Below are 26,092 nucleotides of genomic sequence, written 5' to 3' on the forward strand. Positions count from 1 at the left end.
GGTAGCGGTGGGATTCGAACCCACGGTGGAGTTGCCCCCACACACGCTTTCGAGGTCTGGTCGGTGATTAGAGCCGGGTCCCAGATGCGGCGGACAGACGAACAGCCCGCGGTGCGAGAGCTCCGACTGAACCTCCGTGAACACGAACGAACTGAGGTGAATGAGACGGAGACTGAGACGGGCCTGCGAGCGGCCAGCGGCAGAGCGCCAGCGACCTAGGTGGTCTAGTGGGGCTACGTCGCACCCTACGGGCCAGGGATCTGGACTGGTGGAGAGCGTCTCGGCTCGGTCGCGTCTTGGTCTGAGACATCAATGAGCAGGTTGAACAGCCATACGAGCCTGAGGGAACGAGCTGCACCGAAGGCCAAGAGGGCCTCAACGAAGTAGCCAATCCAGCCCGGCTTCGAGTGGTCATCGAGAATCAGGGCTACCAGGCACCCGCCAGACACGATCAACATCGCCTTTAGGACCCCAGCCCAGTTTTTGCGCATACTGAGGCCGAATCGGTGCCTGACTTCCACCATGCGTCGGCCGCTCGCGGTTGCATACTGGCTGATGGCTGCTGTCCCAAATCCGCCAACAAGGGCAGAAATTGATGCAGCCGTCATGTATACATTACTCCGTGCATCCTCGGAGAGTACGGAAATTGCATCTGCGTTGTGCGTGACGGCCCGATATGACCAGTAGGCCGCAACTGTCAGGCCTGTGAGGATCCAGTCAATAGATGGGTATTCGGCCCACAGATTCTGTACTCTCTCCACAAAGCGCGAGCGCATTGCACCGTGCCTCCCCTCGACGACCCATGCGCTCCACTCTAGACCTGGGCACCGACAGCAGCTCTGAGGTCGGTGGCGTGTTCTCGCGCAGTGGCCAAGATCGCTTCGACGGCGGCCTCGTGTCGGGGGCGCGCGTCTTCTGCCCTCACCTGGACGCGCCTCTTGGCCGTGATGTGGTGCTTCAGAAAGTCCAACGTCTCGTCTTTGAGATCGCCCGAGGGGGTCGGCAGCGTGACCAGCGCACGTGCACGTGAGACGCCCGGCTCGGTGAGCCATCCCAGCTCGGACATCAACGCTTGCGTGTCTGTGCGAAGCCTGCTTTCCCCGCGGGCGCGAGCGACCGGGCCCAAGCCCGCTCGGCGGGGAATCTCAATAGTCATGCTTATCTTGTGATCGGGGTAGCGCTCGCGACCGTAACGAGCGAAGCCGGCCAAACCACTAGTTTCCGGAGGCAGTTGGCCGGGCGTTGGCTTGAAGGAAATCTCGACCTTATGGACCGCCGAGGCATCCTTAAGCTTGTCCCACGCACTCTTGCTAATCACAGGCCAAAGCTCGATGTCTTCGGAGACCATTCCGCAGGCATTGATCCAACGCTGAATTGATGTAGCCCGGGGAGACGCCAGTCCACCCTGCATGATTCCAACGACATTGCCATAATCGAGGAAGCAGACGGTTGTCGTGTCAATGAATCCACGGTTGCCTTCGAGCCTGAGATCCTCGATGTGTCCGTGATCCAGGTCAACGGTCTGATGGTCGCCGCTTCCGATTCGCCCGATGAGGAGATGCTCCCGCCCCTCACCCGTAACGACTTCCCCGATAAAGCGATCCTCGTCTGTAGTAAATGTACGCCTGGCTGCCGGCTTCGGACGCAGGCGCTCAAGGGCTAGAGGCCAGTCCACCTGATCCATGCGGGGATTATGGCCGTCTTTGGCGCGCACTACCTCGTAAAAGGCAACGGTCCTGACACGGCTCATGACCATGGGATCCCCTCCGGTTCACCATCAAACGCAGGCAGTCTACGGCGTGCGCCAACTTCTTGACAGGTCGCCCCGTTGCCATACCAGAAGGCGTTTCTAGCTATTGACACACATGGCAAGGCTCCAGTAGGAATCGGTAAAATCCAGCGCCGATCCGAGCTGTCCTGGTCCCCACTCGAACCGACTTGATGGGTAACGATCAAGTTTTAGGGCTGGACTTGATCACGGTGAGCGGGTCGGGCTTGCAGAAGACCACAGTGGCGTCGTCGCCCCTCTTGTAGCGCGGCCAGCGCTTCCCCTGTGGATCCGTAGCTTCGGCCGCGCGAACGGCGCTGATCAGCTCGAACGGTCCTTCGTGGTGAAGCTGAGTGAACGCCTCTGCCCACGACATGACGCCGTACTCCGTCACGAGTCGCGAGGTGCCATCGGACATGACCGCCACCGAGTCCACGGTGCTGCGTGGAACGGAGCCCACTACTGCGTGGCTGGCGGCTTCAGGCTCCGCCGCGGCGACCCAGTAGCCGCCGACCGTATTTCGGGTGAGCCTCTGGGCAGTGATCATGCGGCGAACGCTTGCTTGATGCTCGGGTGACCCCGTGGCGAACCTTTCCGTCTCTGCGCGCAGCTCGGGCACAACTGAGTCGACACGTAGATCGGTGTGGACAGCGTATTCGCCACTGTGTTCGAAAATGATGGGCGAGTCGGCGAGGATTAGGAAGCTGAAGTTCTCTGGCTCCTCGCGAAGGACAGAGACTGTGGCTGACGGAGTCCCTGGGTTCTTGAGGTCGCATCGAGGGTGAAGGGAGGCAACTTCCTCCAGTGCTCGAGCCAGGCCCTCTTTGAGAGTGTGAGCGCCGCCGCCTAGCTGGGCCACGAGTCGACCGCCCAATTGCGCCACGTACCACGGCACGCCATGGGAACAGCCAGTGTCTAGGCCTCCAGTGCTCAGGCCGTCGAGTACCACGGCGAGAGTCGGTGTGCCGGCTGCCCAGTCCTCGTTTGTTGCCGACCCACCGGCCTCGGTTGCGAGGGAGACCCGCATAGCTTTCACACCTCGTGTCGGTAGATCGGTGTGACGCGCTCGCTCTCCAGAACTTCAAGAGTCTCGGGGTCGTAGCGGCACGAGATGAGGGTAGAGAAGCGCCGAGTCTTGACCTCGCGGTACAGGTCGGCCAAGTGGTTCTCCAGGTAGTGCACGACGCCGTTGGCGCCGATCGCGTGGATGCCGGCGATGTACAGGAAGGTGCCCTTCCCATCCAGCCGCGGAAGACGCGCCAAGTAGCCCACGTCGCCAGCCGTGCCGTCCGTGTCCAGTGGTGACCTGAACTCGGTGTTGGTCTTCAGGTCTACCAGGTGCCAGGCGGTGTCTTTGCGGAAGCGGAGGTAATCGTCGCCTTCGAGTACCTGCGCGATGATCGGCGACAGTCGGGGCCCACAGATGACCACCAGGTGTTCGCGGTTGAGGTTCACGATGCCGGTGGGAGGGATCACCTCGTAGTCGGCTTCGAGCTTCATGCCTGCCATGAGCTTCCGCAGGTGCTCGAAGTTCTTGAGGTCTTCCCGCGTGACGACCTCGCTCGGGTTCTGGTCCGGGGTCTTGCTGGCCTCGTACTTGCCTGCGACCGGGATGGTGACGGGCCCGACGCCGAAGAACGCACGCTCGGGGGGTGGGCCAGCTGCGGCGAGTTGACCCACCCTGCCGCGGCTCACGCCGAGAAGGGCGGCGATTTCCGCCTGTGTCATGCCGGATGCCGAAGCTTCCTCGATGGCTTCCCTGCGGATTCGGGACAGCTCGACCACGCGGCCCTGGTAGTCCGCCATCAGGTCGATCGCTGCCTTGGCCCTGTCGACGGGCGGGGCGATGCCCGCCACCCGCTCCAGCTCCTCGTGCACGGTGATCTCTTCTCTGCTTAGGGGGCATAGCAAGGCTACCGCGAGGGGGGCTTGACGCAAAGGATTGATCTGCCTACCTTGGGTATCGCGGCAAGGGGATAGTCCCCCTAGGCAAGACCTGGCCCTTCTTTGGGCTGCTCTGAGCTGCGCCGATGCGCCTGGAGGGGTGGGGTGACAGCCCCCCGAAGGAAGTGCGTGTCCCTTGAGAACTCAACAGCGTGCCTGATGAACGAACGAGTGTCTTTGGTGACCGGCCCGCCCGTCTGCGGGTGGGCCGGGATCCATGGCTACTCGTGCGTGACGAGTGGTCTGGGCCCGTGAGTCGGGGCTGCCGCGCGTTCCTTGGCCGGAGCGCGGCAGCCCCTGGGGCCTATCGATTCGCTTGGAAGAGGTAGACCCGTGAAGTCGATTGTTGCAGGCCAGCACGCCGCGGATCCGGACGAGTTCGCGGAGCTGGCGTTGGGCGTGGACGAGGAGCTGTTCGCCGGTGTGCCCGGCGAATCGCCGCTCGACCGCGCCGCCCGCCTGGACGCCGCGGCGGCGGTGCTGGTGGACCTGCGTCGGGACGCCCCGGAGCTGGCCGCCTACGCCGAGCGCCTGATGAACGCCGCCCCGATCCCGCTCGCCGGGGCCGGCCGCGCCGCCCGCCACCGGCCGGTGGCGCTGGGGGTGGCGGCATGAGCCGGCAGGGCAAGTTCTGGATGGTCGCCGCGCTGCTGGGCGTGGTCGGCATGGCGTTCCGCGTCTCGTGGAACGCGTTGAAGGACATCGCGAGTGCGATCGGTGCCGACCCGCTCGCCGCCGGCCTCTACCCGCTCGTGGTGGACGGCCTAATGGCGCTCGCGCTGGTCGCCGCGCTGATCCTGACCGGCGCCGACCGTCGGTTCGCGCTGCGGGTGCTGGGCGCGTTCACCGCCGCGTCGCTGGTGCTCAACTACGTGCACGGTCTGGTGCCCGCCCTGCACGCCGGTGGTCGGGTCCGGTTGGCCGACTGGGCGCCCGCCCACTACGCCCTGGTCCTGCTCGCCAGTTGCCTGCCGGTCGGCTCCATCTTCTTCGGATCCGACCTGGTGGCCAAGGTCCTGCACCACAAGCCCGAACCGGCAGAAAACGACCAGAGCACCGCAAACCGGTCGACCCCTGACCAGCCCGAACCTGCCGACCCAACCCCCTATCCGTCGGTGTACGAGTCGGCCGACCCCGCCTCGACGCCGGAGCCGACTCCCGGCCCGGTCGAGGTGGCGGCGGTTCGGCCGGTGCGGGCGGTGGCGGCGGTGTCGAGTCGGCCCCGGCGGGCAACTGGCACGGTGCCGCAGTCGGCCCGCACGAAGGTGCCGACCCGCACGGCGGAGGAGCTGCTCGCCGAGGCCCGGTCCGCGACGGTCGGGTGGTCGGAGGAGGAGCTGACTGCGGAGCGGATCCGCACGGCGGTCCGCACGTCCGCCGACCGGGCCCGCACCCTGCGCGACACCCTCAAGGCCGAACGCGCCACCGCCGCCTCGCCCGAGCGGCCGGCCGTCGCCGACAAGGACGAGGACGGTGCCGCGGGTGAGGAGTCGGCCGCATGAGCCGACCGCGGTTCTGGGACCCGCACGGGGAACGGTTCGGCCTGCCCACCTACCCGTGGCGGATGGCCCCCGACGGCCTGCTGACCCGCCGCCAGCTCCGTAAGCGGGGGCTGCGGCCGGGCGGTCAGCCGGTCGCCGCACAGATCCTCTGGCGCTCCCGCCGCACCAAAGCCGTGCGCGCCGCCCACCTCTACCGCACCGCCCTGGCCAAGCCGGTCCGGCCGATGACCGCCGGCCGGACGGCCGCGCTCGCCGCGGCGAACCTCGCGCGCCGCACCTGCCCGGTCTGCGGGCGGGACGCCGGCTACGTCCTGCCCGCCCACCTCGGCACCTGCCTGCCCTGCGCCGACGGCCTCACCGCCGCGGCCTGAACCCTCGGAGATTCGCTGTGACCACCGCCCGCGCGGCGAGGTTCGCCGCCGCCTACGCCCTGCTCCGCTCCTCCGCCGACCTCGCCGACCACTGGATCCAGACCGACCACCAGGCCCAAGCCAAGGGCCAGCACGACCACAACGAGGGGCAGTCCAGCGCCGCGGGCCGCCGCGCCTGCGCCGCCCACGTCGCCAGCTACACCGCAACCCAGGCCGCCGCGCTGCTGCTCGGCACCCGCCTGCTCGGGGTGCGGCTGCGGCCCAGCCGCGTGGCTGCCGCCCTCGCGCTCTCGGCCGTGACGCACTACGTCGCCGACCGGCGCGAACCGCTCCGCAAGCTGGCCGACGCCACCGGCAGCCGCGCCTTCGTGCGCCTCGCCGACCACGGCCTGAACGGCGCCTATCTCCTCGACCAGTCCTGGCACCACACCTTCGAGACCGCCGCCGCCCTCATCGCCTCCGCCTGACCCTGCGAGGAGAAGCCCGTGTCCGGCACGTTCATCCACACCAACTCCGCCACCGGCCTGCCGGTCGGCACCGAGGCCGTGTTCCTCACCCTCGGCTCCGCCCTGGTCGCCCTGTTCCACCACGCCGAGTCCGCCGCCACCCACGGCGACGCCCTCGCCTTCAAGTGGCTGTGCCTCGGCTGCAAGACCGGGGACGGCCCCGGCTCCAACCGCCGCCACGCCGCCCGCGACGCCGCGAACAAGCACGCCGCCACCTGCCGCTCCATCCCCTGGCCCACCAGCACGGCCTGAGCAGCACCCCACGGAGGACCCATGGACCACGACGCGAACCAACCCATCCAGGTCGAGCTGCGCTGGGAGAACCCCGACGCGCGGCACGCCCTGGAGCGCTGGACCCAGTACACGGTGACCATCACCCGCCGCCAGCTCGGCGAGCTGCTCACCACGGTGGACGACCTGGAGTTCGACCAGGACCTGACGCCGGCGGCCCTCACCACGTCGCAGCGCTGCCGCACGCTCCACCTGCCCCACTGCGGCTGCGGCCGCACCTGACGTCACACCAGATACGCGCCTGCTCAGCCCCGGGACGGCCGCCAAGCCGCCAAGCATCGACCGGCCGTCCCGGGTCCCCTTTCCCGCACCACCCACAGGCAGTGAGGAAGGAACCACCAGTGAACCAGCACCACACCCCGGACCCGAACCAGCCCGAGGACCCGGACGGCCTGTTCGCCGCCCTGAAGGCCGACCTGGCCACCGACCGGGCGATCGGCGCCACCGTCCTGGACTTCGACAAGGCCCGCGCCGACCGCCGCCCCACCGAGACGGACCCGGACGAGGACGGGCTGCCGCCGGTGTACGTCGACTCCCGCAACCCCCGCGACTGGGCGCCGGTCGACCGGATGGCGACGGCCCGCGGAGCGAAGCGCCGCCCGATCATCCCCGCCTGGGCCCGCTCGAAGGCCGAACTCGTCTCCCACGCCCGCTGGCTGGGCGGCAACGCCGCCCACACCGCCGGCTACCACGCCGTGCGCTCCCCGCTCTACGCCGGGAAGTTGCTCGCCCGGGCCCCGCGCGGCACCGCCCGGCTGGTCGGCGGCACCTTCCGGTGGGTGACCGACGCCGAGGGCCGCCCAGTCCGCGCCGCATCCGTGCGCCGCGAGGACGTCGAGCAGTACCTGATCCTGTCCCGGCAGCGCGACCGCCGAGTCCGCGCCCGCAGCGTGATCCTCGGCCTCGCGACGGTGCTGGGGGTGGCGTTCACCGCAGTGCTGCTGGTCGCCACGCCCGGCTGGACCACCCTCGCCCTGGCCACCGCCGCCGCCCTCGCCCTCGGCGCCGCCGGCGGGCAGGCCGACCAGCCGCTGATCGACCGCGCCGTCGTCGCCACGAAGGTGCAGCGCCTCACCAGCGACATCGTGGTCCGCGCGCTCGGCGCCATGGGCATCGCCGAGATCAACAAGGCGATGGCCAAGGGCGGCGACGGCATCAAGTTCGTCGCCCCGATCACCCGGGACGGCAACGGCTGGCGCGCCGACATCGACCTGCCCTACGGGGTGACGGCGATCGACATCATCGACAAGCGCGACCGCCTCGCCTCCGGCCTGCGCAGGCCGCTCGGCTGCGTGTGGCCGGAGCCGGTGCACGACCAGCACGCCGGACGCCTCATGCTGTGGGTCGGCGACCAGGACATGTCCCAGACCAAGGCCCCCGCCTGGCCGCTCGCCACCGCCGGCACGATCAGCCTGTTCAAGCCGCTGCCGTTCGGCACCGACCAGCGCGGCCGCTCCGTGAGCATGCTGCTGATGTTCGCGAACGTGCTGATCGGCGCCATGCCCCGGTTCGGCAAGACCTTCGCCCTGCGGGTACTGATGCTCGCCGCGGCGCTCGACCCGACGGCGGAGCTGCACGTGTGGGAGCTCAAGGGCACCGGTGACCTGGAGGACGCCGCCAAGGTCGCCGCCGACTACGGCTCCGGCGCCGACGACGAGACCATCGAAGGCGCCGTCGGGAGTCTGCGGTACGTGCACAAGGAGCTGGAGCGCCGCGCCGCGGTCATCCGCTCGCTGCCGAAGGAGCGCCGCCCGGAGAACAAGGTCACCCCCGAGCTGGCCGCCGACCGCAAGCTCGGGCTGCACCCGCTGGTGCTGATCATCGACGAGTGCCAGGAGCTCTACTCCCACGACACGTTCGGCAAGGAGGCCGGCACCCTCTCCGAGGCCATCATCAAGCGCGGCCCCGCGATGGGCGTCATCCTGCTGCTCGCCACCCAGCGCCCGGACGTGAAGTCCCTGCCCTCCGGCGTCAGCGCGAACGTGGGCATCCGGTTCTGCCTGCGCGTGATGGGCCAGACCGAGAACGACATGGTCCTCGGCACGTCCAGCTACAAGAACGGGCTGCGGGCCACCTCGTTCACCGCGAACGACAAGGGCATCGGCTACCTCGTGGGTGCCGCGACCGACGCGCAGATCGTCCGCTCCTACTACCTCGACGGCCCGGCCGCCGGGCGCATCATGGACCGCGCCCGCGCCGCCCGGATCGCGGCCGGCACCCTCACCGGGATCGCCGCGGGCGAGACCCCCGAGCGCGCGAAGAACCAGGGCGGGATCCTGGACGACCTGATCTCCATCTGGCCCGCGGGGGAGGCCAAGGTGTGGTCCGAGACGCTGGTCGCCGCGCTCGCCGCCCTGGACGAGGACCGGTACGGCGGCTGGGAGGCCGAGCAGCTGTCCTCCGCGCTGAAGCCGTTCGGCATCACCGTGGTCCAGGTCGGCCGCCGGGTGGACGGCAAGGTGGTCAACAAGCGTGGGATCGAGCGCCGGGACCTCCAGGACGCCATCACGCGCCGTGACGGACAGCGGTCCGCCTGACCGGCAGCAGGGCCGCTAACGCTAGCGGCTCACCCCGCTAACGTTAGCGGCCCTGCTAGCGACTCAAACCGCCTCTGAGCTGGCCGCTAGCGGATAGCGGCTGACCTCGGCAAACCCCCGAAACCGCCCCGGGAGGCCCCATCGTGACCCCCGCCGCCCTGGCACTCGCCTGCCTACTAGCCGTTACTTTCGGTTACTGCTTGGTGTGTTGGGTGAGCCCGTTCGGCCGCTGCCGCAGGTGCACCGGCACCGGCCTGCTCGCTCCCACCGGCCGCCTGCGGCGCCGCCCGAAGCCCTGCCGCCGCTGCCAGGCGACCGGGCGGCGGCTGCGGATCGGCCGCCGCCTGCACCACCACACCACCGCCACCCGCGCCACGGCCCGCCGCATCCGCGACGACGCCCACCACTGAACCCCGAGGGGAGAACCGCCGTGCTCGTCACCGTCTCCGCCGCGCTCCTGATGGCCGCCACCTCCGGTGCGCTCCTGTACTTCCGCCGCCTCGGCCCCGGCGCCGCCACCGTCGTCTGGCTGTCCGGCTTCACCGCCGCCAGCACGGGGCTCGCCGGCCCCGTCAACGCCCTGCTCACCGCCGCCGTCCACGCCCTCGCCCAGCACTGAGCCGCGGGCCTGCTCAGCGCCGCCCGCGGCGGGCCGCAACGACCATGCAGGCCACGAAATTGATCGGGAACGCGACGGCGGCCTGCACGTTCAGCGACCACCCGTAGTGGCGCGACAGGAAATCCAGCACGCCGTCGACACACACCACCGCCCAGACCACCCGCGACGTCCGCATGCGCGCACCCTAACCACCCGCCGCCCGGCCCCGGCCGGGCGGCCCCTGTGAAAGGGACCGACCCATGGCCCAGCCCGTGATCCGGCCGCTCGCGGCCGTCCACCTGCGCGAAGCCCTCACCGCCGCCGCCGACCACCAGCCCGCCGCCGCCCTCGCCGCCCTGATGCACATCGACCACGAGTCCTGGCAGGCCATCACCCACCGGCTCGCCGCGCTCGGCACCGACCTGCTCGACGTCCTCGCCACCACCACGAACGGGAGGAACCCGTGAACACCGCCGACCTGGTCACCGCCGCCGTCCTGTTCGGCCCCGGCATCGCAGGCACCGCCGCCTACCTGACCACCCAGCGCGGCTGGCGCACCGACAGCGCCGCGGTCCGCACCGTCCTCGCCGAATCCGCCGCCGCACGCGCCGCCGCCGACAACGGCACCCCGCCCCGCGGCGGCGAGCCCGCCCCCGACACCACCGCGGCGGCGGAGCCGGTGCGGCTCGCCACCGTCCTGCCCTTCCCCACCACCACCGACCGCCGCGCCGCCTGAAACGGAGACACCAGACATGGCCAAGAAGGACCCGCGTAGCTACCTCGACCCGCGGCAGATGGGCGCCGACAACCTCACCGACGCCGCCCGCCTGTTCCTCATCGGCGTGCGGGTCGTGCGCGCCGAGAACCGCGGCAAGTCCACCGCCCGCCTGGAGGCCCGCGCCGACCGCATCCAGAACGACGCCATCGCCCGCTGGGACGCCAAGTACGGCGACCGCTAACCACCCATGGCCGGGCCTGTCCTCGATTGGCGCGACGCCCGCCACTACGACCGCACCACCGACAAGCCCTGCCGGTGGTGCGGTCACCGCACCCCGCTCCGCGACGACACCCGCCGCCCGGCGCACAAGGTGTGCGCCGAGCGGCACACCCCACCGGAGGAAGGAACACACCTTGCCCCCGACCAGTAACCTCCGCCTCGCCGACGCCCTCGCGGCGGCCGGCCGCGGGCACCACGTCTTCCCGCTCGCCCCAGACGCCAAGTACCCCGCCCTGCACCACAAGGACCGCTGCCCCGGCACCGGCGCGTGCGCCGACGGCCACCTCGGCTGGGAACAGCGCGCCACCCTCGACCCCGACATGATCCGGCGGGCGTGGGGGCACGGCCCGTACGGCATCGGGGTGGCCTGTGGACCGTCCGGGCTGCTGGTGGTCGACCTCGACACCCCCAAGCACCCCCGCGACCTGCCCCCGCCCGAGGCGGCCGGGCAGGGCATCGCGGACGGCATGGACGTGTTCGCCGCCCTCTGCGAGCAGCACCGCCAGCCCATCCCCGACCAGACGTTCACCGTCCGCACCGGCCGCGGCGGCCTGCACCTGTACTACGCCCTGCCGGCCGGGGTGCGGCTGCGGAACACCACCGGTGACAAGCGGGGCGGCCTCGGCTGGAAGGTCGACACCCGCGCCGCCGGCGGCTACGTCGTCGCCCCCGGCAGCACCGTGGGCGGCCGCCCCTACGAGGTGACCGTCGACCTGCCCCCGGCCCCGCTGCCCGGCTGGCTGCTCGCCCTGCTCACCCCCAAGGCCCCGGCCACACCGCCGGCTGACGTGGCGTCGATCCGCGCCCGGATCGGCCACCTCAGCGCCTACAACCGGGCCGTCCTCGACCGTGAGGCCGCCAAGGTCGAGGAAGCGGGCGAGGGGCGACGGAACACCGCCCTGTTCGCCTCCGCCGCCTCCGTCGGCCGCCTGGTCGCCGCCGGCACCCTGCCTGAGGCGGACGCCACGAACGCCCTGCTCGCCGCCGGCCGGTCCATCGGCCTCGGCGAGAGCGAGTGCCTGCGCACCATCCGCCAGGGCCTCGCTCGCGGCGCCCAGGGCGTGAGCCGCGCGGCCTGACCTGCCTGCCACCGGTGCCCCAAGGAGTAAGCCGCTTTCTCCTTGGGGCACCCGGGCCCGGCCGCCGCCGCGAACGCCCGCCACGGACCGCCTGAACGCCCCTCACACCCACAGAGAGGAACGCCCATGACCGTCCCCGCCAGCCCGTCTGACGGCCCGTACGACAACGTCACCAGCCTGTTCGGCGAGGGCTGGGACCAGTTGGAGCCGCCGCCCGAGCAGAGTGACGTGTGGGACGCCCCGGTGCCGCTCGGGCAGGCCCGCGCGCTGCCGCTCTTCCCGACCGAGGCCCTGCCCGCGTGGCTGGGCGAGATGGTCGCCGCCGCCGCAGAGGAGACCCAGACCCCCGCCGACCTCGCCGGATGCATGGCCCTCGCCGCCCTGTCCACAGCCTGTGGAGGGCGGGCCGTCGTCGCGGTCCGTGGCCGGTGGCGCGAGCAGGTGAACCTGTTCACCGTCGTCGCCCTGCCCCCGGGCAACCGCAAGTCCGCGATCGTCTCCGAGATGACCCGCCCCCTGCTCGCGGTCGAGAAGGCCCTGATCGAGCAGCACGCCACCGTGCGGGCCGAGGCCGAGACCACCGCCAAGCTGGCCCGCGTCGCCGCCGAGAAGGCCGCCGCCAAGGCCGCGAACGCCGCCCCGGACGAGCGCGACGCCCTCACCGCCGAGGCCATCGACCTCGCCCAGGCCGCCGACGGAGCCACCGTCCCGGCTCGCCCGCAGCTGGTCGCCGACGACGTCACCCCCGAGGGCCTGGCCACGCTGCTGGCCGAGCAGGGCGGCCGGATGGCCGTCATCTCCGCCGAGGGCGGCATCTTCGACATCATCGCCGGCCGCTACTCCGGCACCCCCAACCTGGAGGTGTTCCTCAAGGGCCACGCCGGAGACATGCTCCGCGTCAACCGGCAGGGCCGCGACTCCCAGTTCCTCGAAGCGCCCGCCCTCACCATGGGCCTGGCCGTGCAGCCCTCGGTGTTCCGCGACATCGCCAAGGCCAAGGGCTTCGGCGACCGCGGCCTGCTCGCCCGCTTCCTCTACGCCCTGCCCCGCTCCATGGTCGGATTCCGCAACCTCACCCCCGACCTGATCCCCCCGCAGGTCGCCGACACCTACGCCCGCACCCTCACCGCCCTCGCCCTGGCCATGGCCGGCTGGACCGACCCCGCCGTCCTCACCCTCAGCCCCGAGGCCGACGCCGCCCTGCTCACCCACCAGCGCCGCACCGAGGCCGCGCTGCGGCCCGGCGGACCGCTCGCCCACATCGACACCTGGGCCGGGAAACTCGACGGCGCCGTCTGCCGGATCGCCGGCCTGCTCCACCTCGCCACCCACCCCACCGACGGCTGGACCCGCCCCATCACCGCCGACACCCTCACCGCCGCCTGCCGCATCGGCGACTACTTCACCGCCCACGCCCTCGCCGTCTTCGACGCCATGGGCTCCGACGCCGCGCTCGCCAAGGCCCGCACCGCCCTCGCCTGGCTCGCCGCCAACCCCCGCGACTCGATCAGCCGCCGCGAGCTGTTCAACGCCCTGCCTCGCGCGGACTTCCCCACCGTCGCTGACCTCGACCCCGCCCTCGCCCTGCTGGAGGACCACGGCTGGATCCGCCAGACCGAGGCCCCGAAGCGCACCGGCCGCGGCGGCCGACCCCCGTCCCCGCGCTACCAGACCCACCCCACCGTCACCCACCCCGGAACCTGACCGGCCGGCCCAACTCCGCCGCAGAACCCGCAGAACCTGCAAAACCCCCCGACACCCCACCGACCTGCACCGATGCGCAGGCCGCCCGCTCCCGCAAAACCTCCGGAAACTCCCGCAGAACCCCACCACCCCGAACCCGCACGCCAGGGCCCGGAGGTTTTGCAGGAGTTTCCGGAGGTTTTGCGGAACCCAAGATCAACCGCAAACCCGCAGCTCAGAACCCCTCTCTGGGGATTTTGCAGGTTCTGCGGGTTCTGCGGCGCCCCTGGAGTCTGCCCGCCAGCAGAGAGGACCCGCAGTGACCGTCGTGGTGCCTGAACCCACCGCCTATGACCCCACCCTGGCGCTCCTCGAAGTGAAGGAAGCCGCCCGCCGCCTCCGGATCGGCCGCACAACGGCTTTCGCCCTCATCGCCGCCGGCGAACTGGAATCCGTTCTCGTGGGGCGCCTTCGCCGTGTGCCCGCCGCCGCGATCGACGAGTACGTCGCCTATCTCCGCCGAACCCAGAACACCCGCAGCGATGCTGCATGAGGAGCTGCACCTTGGACAACGAGAAGAAGCGCACCCGTAGGCCGAACGGGGCATCCACCATCTATGAGGGCGCCGACGGCAAGTGGCACGGCCGAGTGACCGTGGGCGTGAAGCCCGACGGCAGCCCTGACCGCCGCCACATCGAACGCAAGACCGAGGCCGAGGTCATCAAGGCCGTCCGGAAGCTGGAGAGCGCCCGCGATGCTGGCCAGGTCCGCAAGGCCGGCCAGCGATGGACGGTCAAGACCTGGCTGACGCACTGGCTGGAGAACATCGCCGCGCCCTCGGTGAAGCCGAGCACGCTCGCCGGCTACCGGGTGGCCGTGAACGTTCACCTGATCCCCGGACTGGGCGCGCACCGGCTGGAGAAGCTGGAGCCCGAACACCTGGAGCTGTTCTACCGCCGGATGCAGGAAGCAGGCAGCGCCCCAGCCACGGCACACCAGGCCCACCGGACGGTGCGGACCGCCCTGAACCATGCGCTCCGGCGCGGCCACCTCACCCGGAACGTGGCCATGCTCGCCTCCGCCCCGAGAGTCACCGAGAAGGACGTGGAGCCCTACACGGTGGCCGAGGTGCAGCAACTGCTTGCCGAGGCGAGCAAGCGGCGGAACAGTGCCCGGTGGGCCGTCGCCCTGGCCCTCGGGCTGCGGCAGGGCGAAGCGCTCGGACTCCGCTGGGACGACGTCGACCTGTCGAGCGGGATGGTGAGGGTCCGACAGAGCAGGCTCCGCCCGAAGTACGCACACGGCTGCGCGAAACCCTGTGGTCGGGTGCACGCGGGCCGCTGCCCCGAGAGGCAGCAGACCAACGCCCCCACCGACGACACCAAGTCCAAGGCCGGCAAGCGGACCATCGGACTACCCGATGAACTGGTAGGTCTGCTCAAACGGCACCGGGCCGAGCAGGACCGGGAGCGGGCCGCCGCCGGTGGCCAGTGGCACCCGGGGGAGTGGGTTTTCGCTTCGGAGGACGGTCGCCCGCTGATCCCGCGCACGGACTGGGATGAGTGGAAGCGGCTGCTGAAGGCGGCCGGCCTGCGGGACGCCCGGCTGCACGACGCCAGGCACACCGCCGCCACGGTCCTGCTGCTGCTCGGGGTGAGCGAACGCGCAGTGATGGGCGTCATGGGCTGGTCATCCACGGCCATGGCGGCCCGGTACCAGCACATGGTCGACCCGATCCGCCGGGACATCGCCAAGCGGGTTGGCGGGCTGCTCTGGCAGCCGACCGGGGCAGAGACCCGGGGCGGGCCGGGCGACCCTGAGCGGAGGCCCGACAGGGCCGACTGAGACGGAAACTGAGACGGCAACGACTGGGGGCCCTCCTAAATTTAGGAGGGCCCCCAGTCGTTGCTGCTCAGTGGCGGTAGCGGTGGGATTCGAACCCACGGTGGAGTTGCCCCCACACACGCTTTCGAGGCGTGCTCCTTTGGCCGCTCGGACACGCTACCGAGAGAGACTCTACCGGACGGGTCGGGCGGTGACGAAATCCGTATTCAGCGCTGGGTCTCGAAGAAGGCCAGCAGCTGTGCGGAGCATTCCTCGGCGAGCACACCGGGGACGACCTCGGGGCGGTGGTTCAGTCGGCGGTCGCGCATCACGTCGAAGAGCGAGCCTGCCGCGCCGGCCTTGGGGTCGAGGGCGCCGTAGACCACCCGGTCGATCCGGGAGAGCACCAGCGCCCCGGCGCACATGGTGCACGGCTCCAGGGTGACGACCAGGGTGCAGCCGCCGAGGCGCCACTCGCCGACGGCCGCGGCCGCCTGCCGGATCGCCACCACCTCGGCGTGCCCGGTCGGGTCGCCGTCCGCCTCGCGCACGTTGTGGCCGCGTCCGATCACCGCGCCGTCGGGCCCGAGCACGAGCGCCCCGACCGGTACGTCCCCGGTGGAGGTGGCCAGTGCCGCCTCGTCCATGGCGAGGCGCATCAGGTCCTTCCACCGGTCGCGTACCGGGTCGGGGCGGACGGGGGCCGGAAGGGGGTGGATCTGCGGGGCGGGTGCGGACGGCATGGCACCAGTGTCGGGCACCGGCTCGGGCGCTACCGAACGGCCTCCAGGACCTCGCCCGCGCCGAGCGCGTCGGCGATCTCGGCGAGCGCGTCGCCGGGCACCGCGCCCTCGCCGGCCAGGCCCAGGAGGTCCTTGGCGGACAGGCCGAAGTCGGCGAGCAGGTCGGAGTCCCCGAGCGGCCCCGCCTGGGCGCCGGCCGGACCGGCTGCGTCCTCGTCCTCGTCCGCGTCGTCCGCGGCCTCCAGCGCGGCCTCCTCGTCGTCCTCGACGTCCGCGACCAGGGCGTCGATGTCGTCGAAGTCCTCGGCCTCGATCAGTTCGTCGGTCAGCACCGAGCCGTACGAGCTGCGCGCCGCGGCGGCACCGTCGGAGACGAAGATGCGCGGGTCCTCCTCGCCGTCCACGCGGACGACGGCGAACCAGGCGTCCTCCTGTTCGATGAAGACCAGGACGCTGTCGTCGTCCTGGGCGGCCTCCCGGGCCAGGTCGGCCAGGTCGGCCAGGGTTTCGACGTCGTCGAGCTCCGTCTCGCTCACATCCCACCCGCCATCGGTGCGAGCAAGCACTGCAGCGAAGTACGCCACCAGGGACACTCCCAAGATTGGTCTCGGCTGTAGGCGATCTCGGGCGAACGCGGTCTGGCCGCCCCCGCGCCAGAAACGGTCCGCTGTTCGGACCGTCCCTCCGGCATCGTGACAGAAAGCCCGGCGCTGCGGGGGGTGTTCTGCAGCGCGTCTTTGCAGGTCGTGTCGGAATGGCTGGTCGGCGGCCGACCAGTCGCGGACTCCTCCGTCAGATGCGGAAGGTTCGCATCCGCATGGCCTCGCGCATCCGCCGCTCCTTGGTGCGCCGGGGCTGCACCCGGGCCCGCAGCTCGCGCGCCTCGGCGAGCTCGCGGAGGAACAGGGCGCGGCGCTTGCGGCGCTGCGCCTCGGTCTCGGGGGCGTCGGGCCCCGACTCGTCTGTCGAGCCGGCCCCGGGGTCCGGGTTGCTCTTCATACGGTCCGACTTTCCCAGAAGTGTCCGCTTGATACCAGGGCGAAGGTCTCGGTTCGGCTTCCCCGGTTCCGGCCCGTCCACACCTCGTTCCCGGCCGCTCCCCGGCGAGTCGTACGCACGTGCCCGTGCCCGTTATGGTCGAGACATGCGTCTCCACGTCGTCGACCACCCCCTGGTCGCCCACAAGCTCTCCACCCTGCGCGACGAGCGCACCGACTCGCCGACCTTCCGCCGCCTGACCGACGAGCTGGTCACCCTGCTCGCCTACGAGGCCACCCGGAACGTCCGGACCGAGCCGGTGGAGGTCACCACCCCGGTCGCCGTCACCACCGGCACCCGGCTGAGCCACCCGCGGCCGCTGGTCGTCCCGATCCTGCGGGCCGGTCTCGGCATGCTGGACGGCATGACCCGGCTGCTGCCGACCGCCGAGGTCGGCTTCCTGGGCATGGTCCGCAACGAGGAGACGCTGGAGGCGTCCACCTACGCGACGCGGATGCCCGACGACCTCTCCGGCCGCCAGGTCTTCGTCCTCGACCCGATGCTCGCCACCGGCGGCACCCTGGTCGCAGCCGTCCGGATGCTGCTCGAGCGCGGCGCCACGGACGTCACCGGCGTGGTGCTGCTGGCCGCCCCGGAGGGCGTCGCGGTGGTCGAGAAGGAGCTGGCCGACCAGCCCGTCAAGATCGTCACCGCCGCGCTGGACGAGCGCCTCAACGAGCACGGCTACATCGTCCCCGGCCTCGGCGACGCGGGCGACCGCCTGTACGGCACCGCCGGCTGATCCCACCGCGCCGGAAGCACGAAGGGCCCCGCTCCTCCGGGAGGAGCGGGGCCCTTCGCGTGGCTGCCGGTGTGCGGCGGCCGGCCGGAGCCGGGCCGTTCAGCAGGAGCCGGGCTGCGGCGACGGGGTCGGGGACGGCTTGGTGGCCTCGGCCAGGGCCGCGGCCGCCTGGGTCGGGTCGAGCAGGGCGGCGAAGCTGTCGCCGAGGACGAAGTCGACCGTCGCGTCCGTCCGGGCGTCGGCCGTCCTGGCGGCGCTCGCCACCTGCGAGCCGAGCAGCGTGGCCGCGCCGAGGCCGGCCGGACCGCTGATCACCTGCACGGTGCCGGGCACCTTCTTGTCCAGCGCGGCCGGGGCGTTGCCGACCTGGCCGATGGTGAAGCCGCGCTTCTTCAGCTCCTCCGCGGTGCGGGCGGCCATGCCGGACTTGTCGGTGGCGTTGTAGACGTTGACCGTCACCGCCTGCGGCTGCGGGACGGCGGTACTGGTGGCGCCGGGGGCCGGGGAGGCCGCGCCGGAGGCGGCGCCCGACGCCGCCGGGGCGGCCAGCGGCTTGCCGGAGGCGCCGGGGGCCGGACACGCCTGTGCGGAGGCGTGCCGGCCGCGGAAGATGTCGTAGAGCTGGACGCCGCCGAGGGCGACCAGTGACAGGGCGAGCAGGACGCCGATGCCGGCCAGCACCTTGCGGCTCCTGCGGGGAGGGCGGCCCAGGCGGGGGTAGGAGTTACCGGTGATCCGGTACTGCTTCCCCTTCAGTCCCTGGGGGGTCAGCATGCTCACGTCGGTGTCCCCCTCGTGCCAGGACAGGCTCGGACAGGCTCGGTCTCGGGTGCGGCCAAAAAGGGGCGTACGCCGGGAAATCGGCCGTTGTTCAGCAGATTAGTGCTACAGCTGCTGTGAAGGTACTAAATGATCATCATCTGGAGTACCCCGGCACCCGAAAGGATGTACCGGCGCCCTTCCGGACTGTCCGCAGGGGTCCGTGAGAGGTGGTTCGTACCCGGCCCGGGGCCGGTCAGTCCATCTCCAGCACGCGCGCGTGCAGCACCTGGCGCTGCTGCAGCGCGGCCCGCACCGCACGGTGCAGTCCGTCCTCCAGGTAGAGGTCGCCGTGCCACTTCACCACGTGCGCGAAGAGGTCCCCGTAGAACGTGGAGTCCTCCGCGAGGAGCGTTTCCAGATCGAGCTGACCCTTGGTGGTGACCAGCTGGTCCAGCCGCACCGGACGCGGCGCGACGTCCGCCCACTGGCGGGTGCTGGTCCGGCCGTGATCCGGGTACGGCCGCCCGTTGCCGATGCGCTTGAAGATCACACGGAAAGCCTACCGTCATGCGTGCGGGGGGCGCAGCAAGCGCGGCGTTACCCGTCCGGTTCCGAGTACGGCGGTTTGATGGTGGAAATCCCTTTTGCCAGCTCTGCCCGGGAGCCCGCCGAGATGACCGACCCCCACACCCCCGACGCCGCGGCGCTCCCCGCCGCCGTTCGGGCGATCGCCGACGGGTACGCCTTCACCGGCCCCGCGCTCGACCTCGGCGCCGCGATCGACGGCACCACCGCGTACCCCGCGGCGCAGGTGCGCGTCCCGCTCGGCGTGCTCAACCGGCACGGACTCGTCGCCGGTGCCACCGGCACCGGCAAGACCAAGACCCTCCAGCTCATCGCCGAACAGCTCTCCGCCCAGGGCGTCCCGGTCTTCCTCGCCGACGTCAAGGGCGACGTCTCCGGCATCGCCGCCCCCGGTGTGCCGGGCGAGCGGATCGCCGCCCGCGCCGCCGAGGTCGGCCGGCCGTGGACGCCGCAGGGCTGCCCCGCCGAGTTCTACGCCCTCGGCGGGCAGGGCACCGGCATCCCCGTCCGGGCCACCCTCACCAGCTTCGGCCCGCTGCTGCTCGCCAAGGTGCTGGAACTCAACGAGACCCAGGAGGCCTCGCTCGGCCTGGTCTTCCACTACGCCGACCGGGCGGGCCTCGAACTCCACGACCTCAAGGACCTCTCCGCCGTCATCGGCTTCCTCACCTCCCCGGAGGGCAAGGAGGAGCTCAAGGGCATCGGCGGGCTGTCCGCCGCGACCGCCGGGGTGATCCTGCGTTCGCTGACCGTGCTCGACAACGAGGGCGCCGGCGCGTTCTTCGGCGAGCCCGAGTTCGACACCGCCGACCTGCTGCGCACCGCGGCCGACGGCCGCGGCACGGTCTCCGTCCTGGAACTCCCGGCGGTGCAGGACCGGCCGCGGCTGTTCTCCACCTTCCTGATGTGGCTGCTCGCCGACCTGTACCAGGAGCTGCCGGAGGTCGGCGACCTCGACCGGCCGAAGCTGGTCTTCTTCTTCGACGAGGCGCACCTGCTCTTCAAGGGCGCGTCCAAGGCCTTCCTGGAGGCGATCACCCAGACCGTCCGGCTGATCCGCTCGAAGGGCGTGGGCATCTTCTTCGTCACCCAGACGCCGAAGGACGTCCCCGCCGACGTGCTGGCGCAGCTCGGCAACCGGGTGCAGCACGCGCTGCGGGCCTTCACCCCGGACGACGCCAAGGCGCTCAAGGCCACCGTCTCGACCTTCCCGCGGTCCCCGTACGACCTCGCCGAGGTGCTCACCGGGCTGGGCACCGGCGAGGCGGTGGTCACGGTGCTGTCCGAGCGGGGCGCGCCGACACCGGTCGCGCCGACCCGGCTGATGGCCCCGCAGTCGCTGATGGGGCCGCTGGAGCCGGCCGTCCTGCGGGCCGCGGTGGACGGCTCGCCGCTGGCGCCGCGCTACCGCGACGCGATCGACCGGGAGTCCGCGTACGAGAAGCTCGCCGCACGGCCGGCCGCCCGCGCGGAGGAGCCGGCCCGGCCGGAGGCCCGCGAGCGGCCCGCACCGGCCGAGCGGCACCGGCCGGAGGCGGCGGAGCAGGAGGAGGGCGGGCTGATCGGTTCGCTGCTGCGCAGCCCGGCGCTGAAGTCCTTCGCCCGGTCGGCGGGCACCCAGCTCGGCCGCGAGATCACCCGGAGCCTGTTCGGCACCTCGCGGCGCCGCCGGTAGGGCCGGTCCGAGAGGGCGCCCGGGTGGTCACGTCGGGGACGCGCGTGGGGACACCCGCCCCCGGATTGCGCGGTTCCCCGCGCCCCTGGATCCACTGCCTCTCACGGGAGCAGGGCGGCGCCGATGCGGTCGAGGGAGGAGAGGCGCATCAGGCCGTAGTGGTAGAACTCGACTTCGGGGACGCCGAGCTCGCGCAGGACGGCGATCTTGGCGGCCAGGTTCGCCGGGCCGTCGCAGTCCTCGGCCATCGGGCGGAGGATCACCGCCATGGCCTCCGGCCGGACGCCGTGCAGGGCGAAGGCGGCCACCTTCTCGCGGACGGCCTCCGGGGTGCGGGCGTAGCCGAGGGTCTCGATCTGGTGGGCGGCGCCCGCCAGTGACGGGAGGTCGATGCCGGAGAGCCAGCCCTTGCCGGGCCCGGCGCCGTCCATGAAGGTCAGCCGCATGCCGCCGGCGGCGGCCGTCGCGGCGAGTTCCGCGGCGAGCGTGGTGACGGTGCGGGTGGCCGCGTCCAGGTAGGCGGCGAGGGCGCCGCCGGCGAATCCGTCCAGGGCGGCCGGTTCGGCGGCCCGCTTCTCGTCGGCGAGCCGGGCGCGAAGCTCGTCCCGGACGGCGGTGCGGACCTCCTCGGCGGGGACGCCGTCGGCGGAGGCGGCGGCCAGGCAGTGCGGGCAGAAGCAGATGCCGAGCAGGGCCTCCGCGACGGGTCCGAGGTCCTCGAAGTAGCGCTCGTGGTGGTAGCCGTGGCGCAGGCCGTGGAAGTGCAGGGACTCGGCGCGGATCGCGTCCACGCCGTACCGGCCGAGGTCCTCGACCAGGGTACGGGCGTACTCGCGGACCTCGGGGTTGGCCGGGCACAGCTCGGTGAGGTGGCGGTCGCCGAAGGCGTTGGCGGGGGCGCAGTCCGGGTGCTGGAAGCCGAGCCGGTCGTTGTGGCAGAAGACCGTCCAGGCGTGCAGCTTGAGGCCTCGGCGGCCGGCCTCGGCGGCGGCCTCGGCGAACGGGTCGCGGTCGCCGATCGCGGTGGACGGCGCGGGGGCGAGGCGCCGGCCGGCCCAGCGCGCCGGGTCGGGGCGGAAGTAGGCGGCGCCCGGTTCGAGGTAGCGGACCACCCGGTGCGGGTTGTGCGGGAAGACGTCGCGGGCCTCGTGGTAGACCGAGGCGAGGGTCAGGCCGCCCACGCCGGCCCGGTCGGTAAGGTGGCCGAAGAAGGTGTCGGCGCCCTCGTCCAGCAGGTCGGTGGCGAAGGCGAGGACGGACGACTCCACGGGGCGGCTCCGGAGCAGGCGGTGCGGGTGCGGGTGCGTCCTCCACGCTAGCCCGGCACCCGGCATTGGTCTATACCTGACGGGTCGTGGCGGGCCCGGTGAGCGAGAGCGGGCGAGGACGGCAATGGCGCCGGTGTACCGGGACTACGACCACGAGGAGCTCGCGCGCGAGTACTCGCCGAGCAGCTGCGTCGAGGACATCGCGGTCGAGCTGGCCGCCTACACGGCGCGCAGCGAGGACGCGTACGCGACGCTGGAGGTCCGCCGCGACCTGCGGTACGGCCCGGCGGAGCCCGAGCTGGTCGACTTCTTCCCGCCCCGCGGGCCCGTTCCGGACGGCGGCGCCCCGCTGCACGTCTTCGTGCACGGCGGCTACTGGCAGGAGCTGGACAAGACCGACTCCGCGTTCGCCGCCCCCGACTTCACCGCCCGCGGCACCGCGTACGCCGCCGTCGGCTACGGGCTGGCCCCGCACTGGCCGCTGGACGCGATCGTCGACCAGGTCCGCCGCGCCCTGCACTGGCTGCTCGACCACGCCGAGGAGCTCGGCGTCGACCCGGGCCGCGTCCAGCTCAGCGGCAGCTCGGCCGGCGCCCACCTGGCCGCCATGGCCCTGCTCGGCCCGGCCGCCCCGAGCGGCCGCCGGGTGTCCGGCGCGGTGCTGCTCAGCGGCGTCTACGACCTGGAACCGATCGCCCTCACCTACGTCAACGACGCGCTCGGCCTGGACGCCGACGCCGCCCGCCGCAACAGCCCGCTGCACCTGCTCGCCGACGGCCCGGCGCTGCCGCCGCTGCTGCTCGTCCGCGGCGAGCACGAGACCGCCGAGTTCGGGCGCCAGCAGGAGGAGTTCGCGGCCGCCGCCCGCCGGGCCGGGGCCGCGGTGGAGACGGCGGTCGCCGCCCGGCGCAACCACTTCGACCTGCCGCTCGACCTGGGCCGCACCGACACCCCGCTCGGCGCCGCCGTGGCGGCGCAGTCGGCTGCCTAGACTGCCGTCGTACCGCCACCCGCAGTGCGACGAAGGAGAAGGTGCCCGGCCCATGACGAACCGTCCGCCGCTGCCCTACGAATTCCTGCCGAAGGTCCCGGCCTTCGAGCTGACCAGCCGTGACCTCACCGAGGGCGCCGTGATGCCGGACGCGCACGTGCACGCGCTCGGCAACGGGTCGCCGCACCTGGCCTGGTCCGGTTTCCCCGCCGAGACCCGCGGCTTCGCGGTGACCTGCTACGACCCGGACGCGCCGACCGGCAGCGGCTGGTGGCACTGGCTGGCCCTCGACCTGCCGGTGGAGACCACCGAGCTGGCCCGCGGCGCCGGCGCCTCCGACGCCGCGCTGCCCGGCGGTGCCTTCCACGCCCGCAACGACTTCCCCGGGCACAGGTACGACGGCGCCGCCCCGCCGCCCGGCCCGGCGCACCGCTACGTCTTCGCCGTGCACGCCCTGGACGTGCCCTCGCTGGGGCTCACCCCGGACACCCCGGCCGCCACGGTCGGCTTCAACATCACCTTCCACACCGTGGCCCGCGCCCTGCTGACCGTGGAGTACGCGAGCAGCTGAGCCGTCGTCCGGCCGGGCCGCCCCCGCGGAGGGGAGCGGCCCGGCCGTGCGTTCGTGCCCGGGGCCGTACGGGCACACCGCGGAGGCGGTCGCCGGGCTGCTCGCCGCGGACGGCCTCGGCCGGTTCCTCGACCGGGAGATCCGCAACCGCCACCCGTACCGTCGGGTCAGCCCTGCGCCTGCTTCGCGGACTTCGCCGCCTTGGCGGCCTTCTTCGCCTCCTGCTTGAAGGCGCGCACCCTCACCAGCGACTCCGGCCCGGTGATGTCCGCGACCGAGCGGAAGGACCCCTCCTCGCCGTACGCGCCGGCCGCCTCGCGCCAGCCCTCGGGGGCGACCCCGTACTGCTTGCCGAGCAGGGCGAGGAAGATCTGCGCCTTCTGCTTGCCGAAGCCGGGCAGCTCGCCCAGCCGCTTCAGCAGCTCCCGGCCGTTCGGCGCGTCCCGCCAGACCGCCTCGGCGTCGCCGTCGTAGTGCTCGACCAGGTACTGGCAGAGCTGCTGCACCCGGTTGGCCATCGAGCTCGGGTAGCGGTGCACCGCGGGCTTCTCGGACAGCAGGGCGGCGAACTCCTCCGGGTCGGCGGCGGCGATCCGGTGCGCGTCCAGGTCGTCGGCGCCGAGCCGCTGGGCGATCGTCCACGGGCCGGTGAACGCCCACTCCATCGGGATCTGCTGGTCCAGCAGCATGCCGGTGAGCGCGGCCAGCGGGCTGCGGCCGAGCAATTCGTCGGCTTCCGGCTGCTGCGCGAGGTGGACGGTGGTGCTCATCGGGGCGGCCCCAGGGGTGTGCGGAGGGACGGTCGGGACCTCCATCGTCGCAGCCCCGCCGGGGCCGCCGTCCGCACCATGCCACCGCCCCGGGGGCGGGCGGCGCACCGGGTCGGCACCGCGGCTGACGGCGGATCGGGATTTCCGATGACCTGCGAGTAGAGATGTCAGCCGGTGTCATAATTCATTCCGCGAACCTCAAATAATGCTCAGAGAATCGTGCCGAATTCAGGCCCGGGGTTACGGAATCAGGATTTCCGGGCTACCTTCCTGCGGGTGTGCGGCCGACCCCCGCCGCACCGGAGAGGCAGCAACGACCATGAGCCCGGACACCACGACGCGCTCGAGCCGGCCCGCCGAGGCCGCCCCCGCCACCCCACCGGGTGCCGCCGGGGACGGCCACCTCAAGGCCGGACTGAAGAACCGCCACCTGTCGATGATCGCCATCGGCGGAGTGATCGGAGCCGGCCTGTTCGTCGGCTCCGGCGCCGGCATCGCCGCCACCGGCCCCGGCATCCTGCTCTCGTACACCCTGGCCGGCGCCCTGGTCGTCATGGTGATGCGGATGCTCGGCGAGATGGCCGCGGCCGACCCGCAGAGCGGGTCCTTCTCCGCCTACGCGGACCGCGCGCTCGGCCGCTGGGCCGGCTTCACCATCGGATGGCTCTACTGGTTCTTCTGGGTCGTCGTGCTGGCCGTGGAGGCCACCGCCGGCGCGAAGATCCTGCACAACTGGGTGCCGGGCGTGCCGCAGTGGGGCTTCGCCCTGCTGGTGATGGCCGTGCTGACCGCCACCAACCTGTTCTCGGTCTCCTCCTACGGCGAGTTCGAGTTCTGGTTCGCCGGGATCAAGGTGGTCGCCATCGCGGCCTTCCTGGTGGTCGGCGGCCTCGCGGTCTTCGGAGTACTGCCGGACACCACCGCGGTGGGCACGTCCAACCTGCTCGACCACGGCGGCTTCCTGCCGAACGGCATCGGCGCGGTCTTCAGCGGCATGCTGACGGTCGTCTTCGCCTTCATGGGCAGCGAGATCGTCACCCTGGCCGCCGGCGAGTCTCCCGACCCGGCCCGCGCCGTGACCAAGGCCACCAACAGCGTGATCTGGCGCATCGGCGTCTTCTACCTGGGCTCCATCGCCATCGTCGTCACCCTGCTGCCCTGGGACTCCGCGGAGGTCCTGGACAGCCCGTACGTGGCCGTGCTCAAGCACGTCGGCATCCCCGGCGCCGCCCCGCTGATGGACCTCATCGTGCTCACCGCGGTGCTGTCCTGCCTGAACTCCGGCCTCTACACGGCCTCCCGGATGGCCTTCTCGCTCGGGCAGCGCGGCGACGCGCCGAAGGCCTTCGCGAAGGTCACCGGCCGCGGCGTGCCGCTCACCGCGATCCTCGCCTCGGTGGTCTTCGGATTCGTCGCGGTGTTCTTCAACTACGAGTTCCCGGACACCGTCTTCAAGTTCCTGCTGAATTCCTCCGGCGCCGTCGCGCTCTTCGTCTGGCTCGTGATCAGCGTCTCCCAGCTCCGTATGCGGAGGATCATCGAGCGGGAATCCCCGGAGAAGCTCACCGTCCGGATGTGGCTGTTCCCGTACCTCACCTGGGCCACGATCGGAATGATCGCCTTCGTGGTGGCGTACATGTTCACCACCCACGACGGACGGATGCAGATGGTGCTGTCGCTGGTCGCCGCCGCGGTCGCGCTGGTCGCCGCGCAGGTGGTGCACCGCCGCAAGGCGGTCGCGGACACGTCCTCCTGACGGTCCATCGGACGCCTGCGCGATTGCGCCGGGCGGGCGACAGGCGGCCTGTCGCCGCCGCGGCCTCCCCCGTGCGGACCGCACGATGAAC

32 protein-coding genes and 1 tRNA gene are annotated in these 26,092 nt (G+C 71.8%); 21 read left to right on the forward strand and 12 right to left on the reverse strand.

Features of this window, described 5'->3' with window-relative positions; genetic code table 11:
• Nucleotides 1–814: 814 nt before the first annotated feature.
• The 3 genes from ABD353_RS19860 to ABD353_RS19870 all read right to left on the reverse strand — a co-directional run bounded on the left by ABD353_RS19860 (nt 815) and on the right by ABD353_RS19870 (nt 3,646).
• The gene (locus ABD353_RS19860; RefSeq protein WP_344624986.1) at nt 815–1,684 is read right to left on the reverse strand and encodes a hypothetical protein; all 870 of its coding nucleotides are present in this window, start codon (nt 1,682–1,684) and stop codon (nt 815–817) included.
• 268 nt (nt 1,685–1,952) lie between these two features.
• On the reverse strand, nt 1,953–2,795 hold the full coding sequence (locus ABD353_RS19865) for a protein phosphatase 2C domain-containing protein (protein WP_344624987.1): 843 nt from the start codon (nt 2,793–2,795) through the stop codon (nt 1,953–1,955).
• A 5-nt stretch (nt 2,796–2,800) separates the two neighbouring features.
• Nucleotides 2,801–3,646 carry a sigma factor-like helix-turn-helix DNA-binding protein gene (locus ABD353_RS19870; RefSeq protein ID WP_344624988.1) on the reverse strand — a complete coding sequence of 282 codons (846 nt, stop codon included), beginning with the start codon at nt 3,644–3,646 and terminating at the stop codon, nt 2,801–2,803.
• A gap of 399 nt (nt 3,647–4,045) precedes the next feature.
• Here ABD353_RS19870 and ABD353_RS19875 point away from each other — a divergent pair, with 399 nt between their 5' ends.
• The 9 genes from ABD353_RS19875 (at nt 4,046) to ABD353_RS19915 (ending at nt 9,538) form a co-directional block, all read left to right on the forward strand.
• On the forward strand, nt 4,046–4,327 hold the full coding sequence (locus tag ABD353_RS19875; RefSeq protein WP_344624989.1) for a hypothetical protein: 282 nt from the start codon (nt 4,046–4,048) through the stop codon (nt 4,325–4,327).
• Nucleotides 4,324–5,214: a DUF2637 domain-containing protein gene (locus tag ABD353_RS19880; RefSeq protein WP_344624990.1), complete on the forward strand. Its 891-nt coding sequence runs from the start codon at nt 4,324–4,326 to the stop codon at nt 5,212–5,214. Before ABD353_RS19875 ends, ABD353_RS19880 begins: the two co-directional genes overlap by 4 nt.
• Entirely contained in the window at nt 5,211–5,585 is a 375-nt protein-coding gene (locus ABD353_RS19885) for an RRQRL motif-containing zinc-binding protein (RefSeq protein WP_344624991.1), read from the forward strand. Before ABD353_RS19880 ends, ABD353_RS19885 begins: the two co-directional genes overlap by 4 nt.
• 17 nt (nt 5,586–5,602) lie before the next feature.
• A complete protein-coding gene (locus ABD353_RS19890; RefSeq protein ID WP_344624992.1) occupies nt 5,603–6,052 on the forward strand; it encodes a hypothetical protein in 450 nt (149 codons plus the stop codon).
• Nucleotides 6,053–6,070: 18 nt separating this feature from the next.
• The gene (locus ABD353_RS19895; RefSeq protein ID WP_344624993.1) at nt 6,071–6,343 is read left to right on the forward strand and encodes a hypothetical protein; all 273 of its coding nucleotides are present in this window, start codon (nt 6,071–6,073) and stop codon (nt 6,341–6,343) included.
• A gap of 21 nt (nt 6,344–6,364) precedes the next feature.
• Nucleotides 6,365–6,604: a hypothetical protein gene (locus ABD353_RS19900; protein ID WP_344624994.1), complete on the forward strand. Its 240-nt coding sequence runs from the start codon at nt 6,365–6,367 to the stop codon at nt 6,602–6,604.
• Nucleotides 6,605–6,723: 119 nt separating this feature from the next.
• The gene (locus tag ABD353_RS19905; RefSeq protein WP_344624995.1) at nt 6,724–8,919 is read left to right on the forward strand and encodes a P-loop NTPase family protein; all 2,196 of its coding nucleotides are present in this window, start codon (nt 6,724–6,726) and stop codon (nt 8,917–8,919) included.
• Between the two features lie 212 nt (nt 8,920–9,131).
• Complete coding sequence (locus tag ABD353_RS19910; RefSeq protein ID WP_344624996.1) at nt 9,132–9,329, forward strand: hypothetical protein; 198 nt, start codon at nt 9,132–9,134, stop codon at nt 9,327–9,329.
• 20 nt (nt 9,330–9,349) lie between these two features.
• A complete protein-coding gene (locus tag ABD353_RS19915; protein WP_344624997.1) occupies nt 9,350–9,538 on the forward strand; it encodes a hypothetical protein in 189 nt (62 codons plus the stop codon).
• Between the two features lie 13 nt (nt 9,539–9,551).
• Here ABD353_RS19915 and ABD353_RS19920 read toward each other — a convergent pair whose 3' ends face one another.
• Complete coding sequence (locus ABD353_RS19920) at nt 9,552–9,713, reverse strand: hypothetical protein (protein WP_344624998.1); 162 nt, start codon at nt 9,711–9,713, stop codon at nt 9,552–9,554.
• A 64-nt stretch (nt 9,714–9,777) separates the two neighbouring features.
• On the opposite strand from ABD353_RS19920, the gene ABD353_RS19925 reads away from it, so the two are divergent.
• The 7 genes from ABD353_RS19925 (at nt 9,778) to ABD353_RS19955 (ending at nt 15,121) form a co-directional block, all read left to right on the forward strand.
• Nucleotides 9,778–9,984, forward strand: a complete 207-nt coding sequence (locus ABD353_RS19925; RefSeq protein ID WP_344624999.1) for a hypothetical protein — start codon at nt 9,778–9,780, stop codon at nt 9,982–9,984.
• The gene (locus ABD353_RS19930) at nt 9,981–10,253 is read left to right on the forward strand and encodes a hypothetical protein (protein WP_344625000.1); all 273 of its coding nucleotides are present in this window, start codon (nt 9,981–9,983) and stop codon (nt 10,251–10,253) included. Before ABD353_RS19925 ends, ABD353_RS19930 begins: the two co-directional genes overlap by 4 nt.
• 16 nt (nt 10,254–10,269) lie before the next feature.
• Nucleotides 10,270–10,476 (forward strand): hypothetical protein, encoded by a 207-nt coding sequence (locus ABD353_RS19935; RefSeq protein WP_344625001.1) that lies wholly within the window; start codon nt 10,270–10,272, stop codon nt 10,474–10,476.
• A 172-nt stretch (nt 10,477–10,648) separates the two neighbouring features.
• Nucleotides 10,649–11,593: a bifunctional DNA primase/polymerase gene (locus ABD353_RS19940; RefSeq protein ID WP_344625002.1), complete on the forward strand. Its 945-nt coding sequence runs from the start codon at nt 10,649–10,651 to the stop codon at nt 11,591–11,593.
• A gap of 126 nt (nt 11,594–11,719) precedes the next feature.
• Nucleotides 11,720–13,297 (forward strand): YfjI family protein, encoded by a 1,578-nt coding sequence (locus ABD353_RS19945; protein WP_344625003.1) that lies wholly within the window; start codon nt 11,720–11,722, stop codon nt 13,295–13,297.
• A gap of 298 nt (nt 13,298–13,595) precedes the next feature.
• Nucleotides 13,596–13,829: an excisionase family DNA-binding protein gene (locus ABD353_RS19950; protein ID WP_344625004.1), complete on the forward strand. Its 234-nt coding sequence runs from the start codon at nt 13,596–13,598 to the stop codon at nt 13,827–13,829.
• Nucleotides 13,830–13,840: 11 nt separating this feature from the next.
• Nucleotides 13,841–15,121: a tyrosine-type recombinase/integrase gene (locus tag ABD353_RS19955; protein ID WP_344625005.1), complete on the forward strand. Its 1,281-nt coding sequence runs from the start codon at nt 13,841–13,843 to the stop codon at nt 15,119–15,121.
• A 71-nt stretch (nt 15,122–15,192) separates the two neighbouring features.
• Here ABD353_RS19955 and ABD353_RS19960 read toward each other — a convergent pair.
• The 4 genes from ABD353_RS19960 to ABD353_RS19975 form a co-directional block, all read right to left on the reverse strand.
• Nucleotides 15,193–15,282: transfer RNA gene (locus ABD353_RS19960), tRNA-Ser, on the reverse strand.
• A gap of 45 nt (nt 15,283–15,327) precedes the next feature.
• The gene (tadA, locus tag ABD353_RS19965) at nt 15,328–15,843 is read right to left on the reverse strand and encodes a tRNA adenosine(34) deaminase TadA (RefSeq protein ID WP_344625006.1); all 516 of its coding nucleotides are present in this window, start codon (nt 15,841–15,843) and stop codon (nt 15,328–15,330) included.
• Nucleotides 15,844–15,872: 29 nt separating this feature from the next.
• Complete coding sequence (locus ABD353_RS19970; protein WP_344625007.1) at nt 15,873–16,427, reverse strand: tRNA adenosine deaminase-associated protein; 555 nt, start codon at nt 16,425–16,427, stop codon at nt 15,873–15,875.
• A gap of 208 nt (nt 16,428–16,635) precedes the next feature.
• Complete coding sequence (locus ABD353_RS19975; RefSeq protein ID WP_344625008.1) at nt 16,636–16,842, reverse strand: hypothetical protein; 207 nt, start codon at nt 16,840–16,842, stop codon at nt 16,636–16,638.
• 145 nt (nt 16,843–16,987) lie between these two features.
• On the opposite strand from ABD353_RS19975, the gene upp reads away from it, so the two are divergent.
• The gene (upp, locus tag ABD353_RS19980) at nt 16,988–17,623 is read left to right on the forward strand and encodes a uracil phosphoribosyltransferase (protein WP_344625009.1); all 636 of its coding nucleotides are present in this window, start codon (nt 16,988–16,990) and stop codon (nt 17,621–17,623) included.
• A 99-nt stretch (nt 17,624–17,722) separates the two neighbouring features.
• Here the strand turns inward: upp and ABD353_RS19985 are convergent, their stop codons facing one another.
• Together ABD353_RS19985 and ABD353_RS19990 are read right to left on the reverse strand one after the other, a co-directional pair.
• Complete coding sequence (locus ABD353_RS19985; protein ID WP_344625035.1) at nt 17,723–18,397, reverse strand: LytR C-terminal domain-containing protein; 675 nt, start codon at nt 18,395–18,397, stop codon at nt 17,723–17,725.
• A 241-nt stretch (nt 18,398–18,638) separates the two neighbouring features.
• Nucleotides 18,639–18,935 carry a type II toxin-antitoxin system VapB family antitoxin gene (locus ABD353_RS19990; protein WP_030273186.1) on the reverse strand — a complete coding sequence of 99 codons (297 nt, stop codon included), beginning with the start codon at nt 18,933–18,935 and terminating at the stop codon, nt 18,639–18,641.
• A gap of 123 nt (nt 18,936–19,058) precedes the next feature.
• On the opposite strand from ABD353_RS19990, the gene ABD353_RS19995 reads away from it, so the two are divergent.
• Nucleotides 19,059–20,645: a helicase HerA-like domain-containing protein gene (locus tag ABD353_RS19995; protein WP_344625010.1), complete on the forward strand. Its 1,587-nt coding sequence runs from the start codon at nt 19,059–19,061 to the stop codon at nt 20,643–20,645.
• A gap of 101 nt (nt 20,646–20,746) precedes the next feature.
• Here the strand turns inward: ABD353_RS19995 and ABD353_RS20000 are convergent, their stop codons facing one another.
• Nucleotides 20,747–21,913 carry a hypothetical protein gene (locus ABD353_RS20000; RefSeq protein ID WP_344625011.1) on the reverse strand — a complete coding sequence of 389 codons (1,167 nt, stop codon included), beginning with the start codon at nt 21,911–21,913 and terminating at the stop codon, nt 20,747–20,749.
• Between the two features lie 124 nt (nt 21,914–22,037).
• Between ABD353_RS20000 and ABD353_RS20005 the strand changes: the two genes are divergently transcribed.
• Entirely contained in the window at nt 22,038–22,904 is an 867-nt protein-coding gene (locus tag ABD353_RS20005; protein WP_344625012.1) for an alpha/beta hydrolase, read from the forward strand.
• 52 nt (nt 22,905–22,956) lie between these two features.
• Nucleotides 22,957–23,475, forward strand: coding sequence for a YbhB/YbcL family Raf kinase inhibitor-like protein (locus tag ABD353_RS20010; RefSeq protein ID WP_344625013.1), 519 nt, complete (start codon nt 22,957–22,959; stop codon nt 23,473–23,475).
• 167 nt (nt 23,476–23,642) lie between these two features.
• On the opposite strand, the gene ABD353_RS20015 is transcribed toward ABD353_RS20010, so the two are convergent.
• Nucleotides 23,643–24,245: an HhH-GPD-type base excision DNA repair protein gene (locus ABD353_RS20015; RefSeq protein ID WP_344625014.1), complete on the reverse strand. Its 603-nt coding sequence runs from the start codon at nt 24,243–24,245 to the stop codon at nt 23,643–23,645.
• A 319-nt stretch (nt 24,246–24,564) separates the two neighbouring features.
• Between ABD353_RS20015 and ABD353_RS20020 the strand changes: the two genes are divergently transcribed.
• Nucleotides 24,565–26,001 carry an amino acid permease gene (locus ABD353_RS20020; RefSeq protein ID WP_344625015.1) on the forward strand — a complete coding sequence of 479 codons (1,437 nt, stop codon included), beginning with the start codon at nt 24,565–24,567 and terminating at the stop codon, nt 25,999–26,001.
• The last annotated feature ends 91 nt before the right edge of the window (nt 26,002–26,092 follow it).

It is taken from the genome of Kitasatospora arboriphila, from assembly GCF_039528095.1.
Lineage (GTDB): Bacteria > Actinomycetota > Actinomycetes > Streptomycetales > Streptomycetaceae > Kitasatospora > Kitasatospora arboriphila.

What these genes read in the sequence shown, in the direction of transcription:
- ABD353_RS20010 (WP_344625013.1), top strand. Translation starts at nt 22,957, where the DNA reads ATGACGAACCGTCCGCCGCTGCCCTACGAATTCCTGCCGAAGGTCCCG.
- ABD353_RS20020 (WP_344625015.1), top strand. Translation starts at nt 24,565, where the DNA reads ATGAGCCCGGACACCACGACGCGCTCGAGCCGGCCCGCCGAGGCCGCC.
- ABD353_RS20015 (WP_344625014.1), bottom strand. Translation starts at nt 24,245, where the DNA reads ATGAGCACCACCGTCCACCTCGCGCAGCAGCCGGAAGCCGACGAATTG.
- ABD353_RS19860 (WP_344624986.1), bottom strand. Translation starts at nt 1,684, where the DNA reads ATGGATCAGGTGGACTGGCCTCTAGCCCTTGAGCGCCTGCGTCCGAAG.
- ABD353_RS19985 (WP_344625035.1), bottom strand. Translation starts at nt 18,397, where the DNA reads ATGCTGACCCCCCAGGGACTGAAGGGGAAGCAGTACCGGATCACCGGT.
- ABD353_RS19995 (WP_344625010.1), top strand. Translation starts at nt 19,059, where the DNA reads ATGACCGACCCCCACACCCCCGACGCCGCGGCGCTCCCCGCCGCCGTT.
- ABD353_RS19920 (WP_344624998.1), bottom strand. Translation starts at nt 9,713, where the DNA reads ATGCGGACGTCGCGGGTGGTCTGGGCGGTGGTGTGTGTCGACGGCGTG.
- ABD353_RS19925 (WP_344624999.1), top strand. Translation starts at nt 9,778, where the DNA reads ATGGCCCAGCCCGTGATCCGGCCGCTCGCGGCCGTCCACCTGCGCGAA.
- ABD353_RS19900 (WP_344624994.1), top strand. Translation starts at nt 6,365, where the DNA reads ATGGACCACGACGCGAACCAACCCATCCAGGTCGAGCTGCGCTGGGAG.
- ABD353_RS19945 (WP_344625003.1), top strand. Translation starts at nt 11,720, where the DNA reads ATGACCGTCCCCGCCAGCCCGTCTGACGGCCCGTACGACAACGTCACC.
- ABD353_RS19885 (WP_344624991.1), top strand. Translation starts at nt 5,211, where the DNA reads ATGAGCCGACCGCGGTTCTGGGACCCGCACGGGGAACGGTTCGGCCTG.
- upp (WP_344625009.1), top strand. Translation starts at nt 16,988, where the DNA reads ATGCGTCTCCACGTCGTCGACCACCCCCTGGTCGCCCACAAGCTCTCC.
- tadA (WP_344625006.1), bottom strand. Translation starts at nt 15,843, where the DNA reads ATGCCGTCCGCACCCGCCCCGCAGATCCACCCCCTTCCGGCCCCCGTC.
- ABD353_RS19880 (WP_344624990.1), top strand. Translation starts at nt 4,324, where the DNA reads ATGAGCCGGCAGGGCAAGTTCTGGATGGTCGCCGCGCTGCTGGGCGTG.
- ABD353_RS19975 (WP_344625008.1), bottom strand. Translation starts at nt 16,842, where the DNA reads ATGAAGAGCAACCCGGACCCCGGGGCCGGCTCGACAGACGAGTCGGGG.
- ABD353_RS19935 (WP_344625001.1), top strand. Translation starts at nt 10,270, where the DNA reads ATGGCCAAGAAGGACCCGCGTAGCTACCTCGACCCGCGGCAGATGGGC.
- ABD353_RS20005 (WP_344625012.1), top strand. Translation starts at nt 22,038, where the DNA reads ATGGCGCCGGTGTACCGGGACTACGACCACGAGGAGCTCGCGCGCGAG.
- ABD353_RS19865 (WP_344624987.1), bottom strand. Translation starts at nt 2,795, where the DNA reads ATGCGGGTCTCCCTCGCAACCGAGGCCGGTGGGTCGGCAACAAACGAG.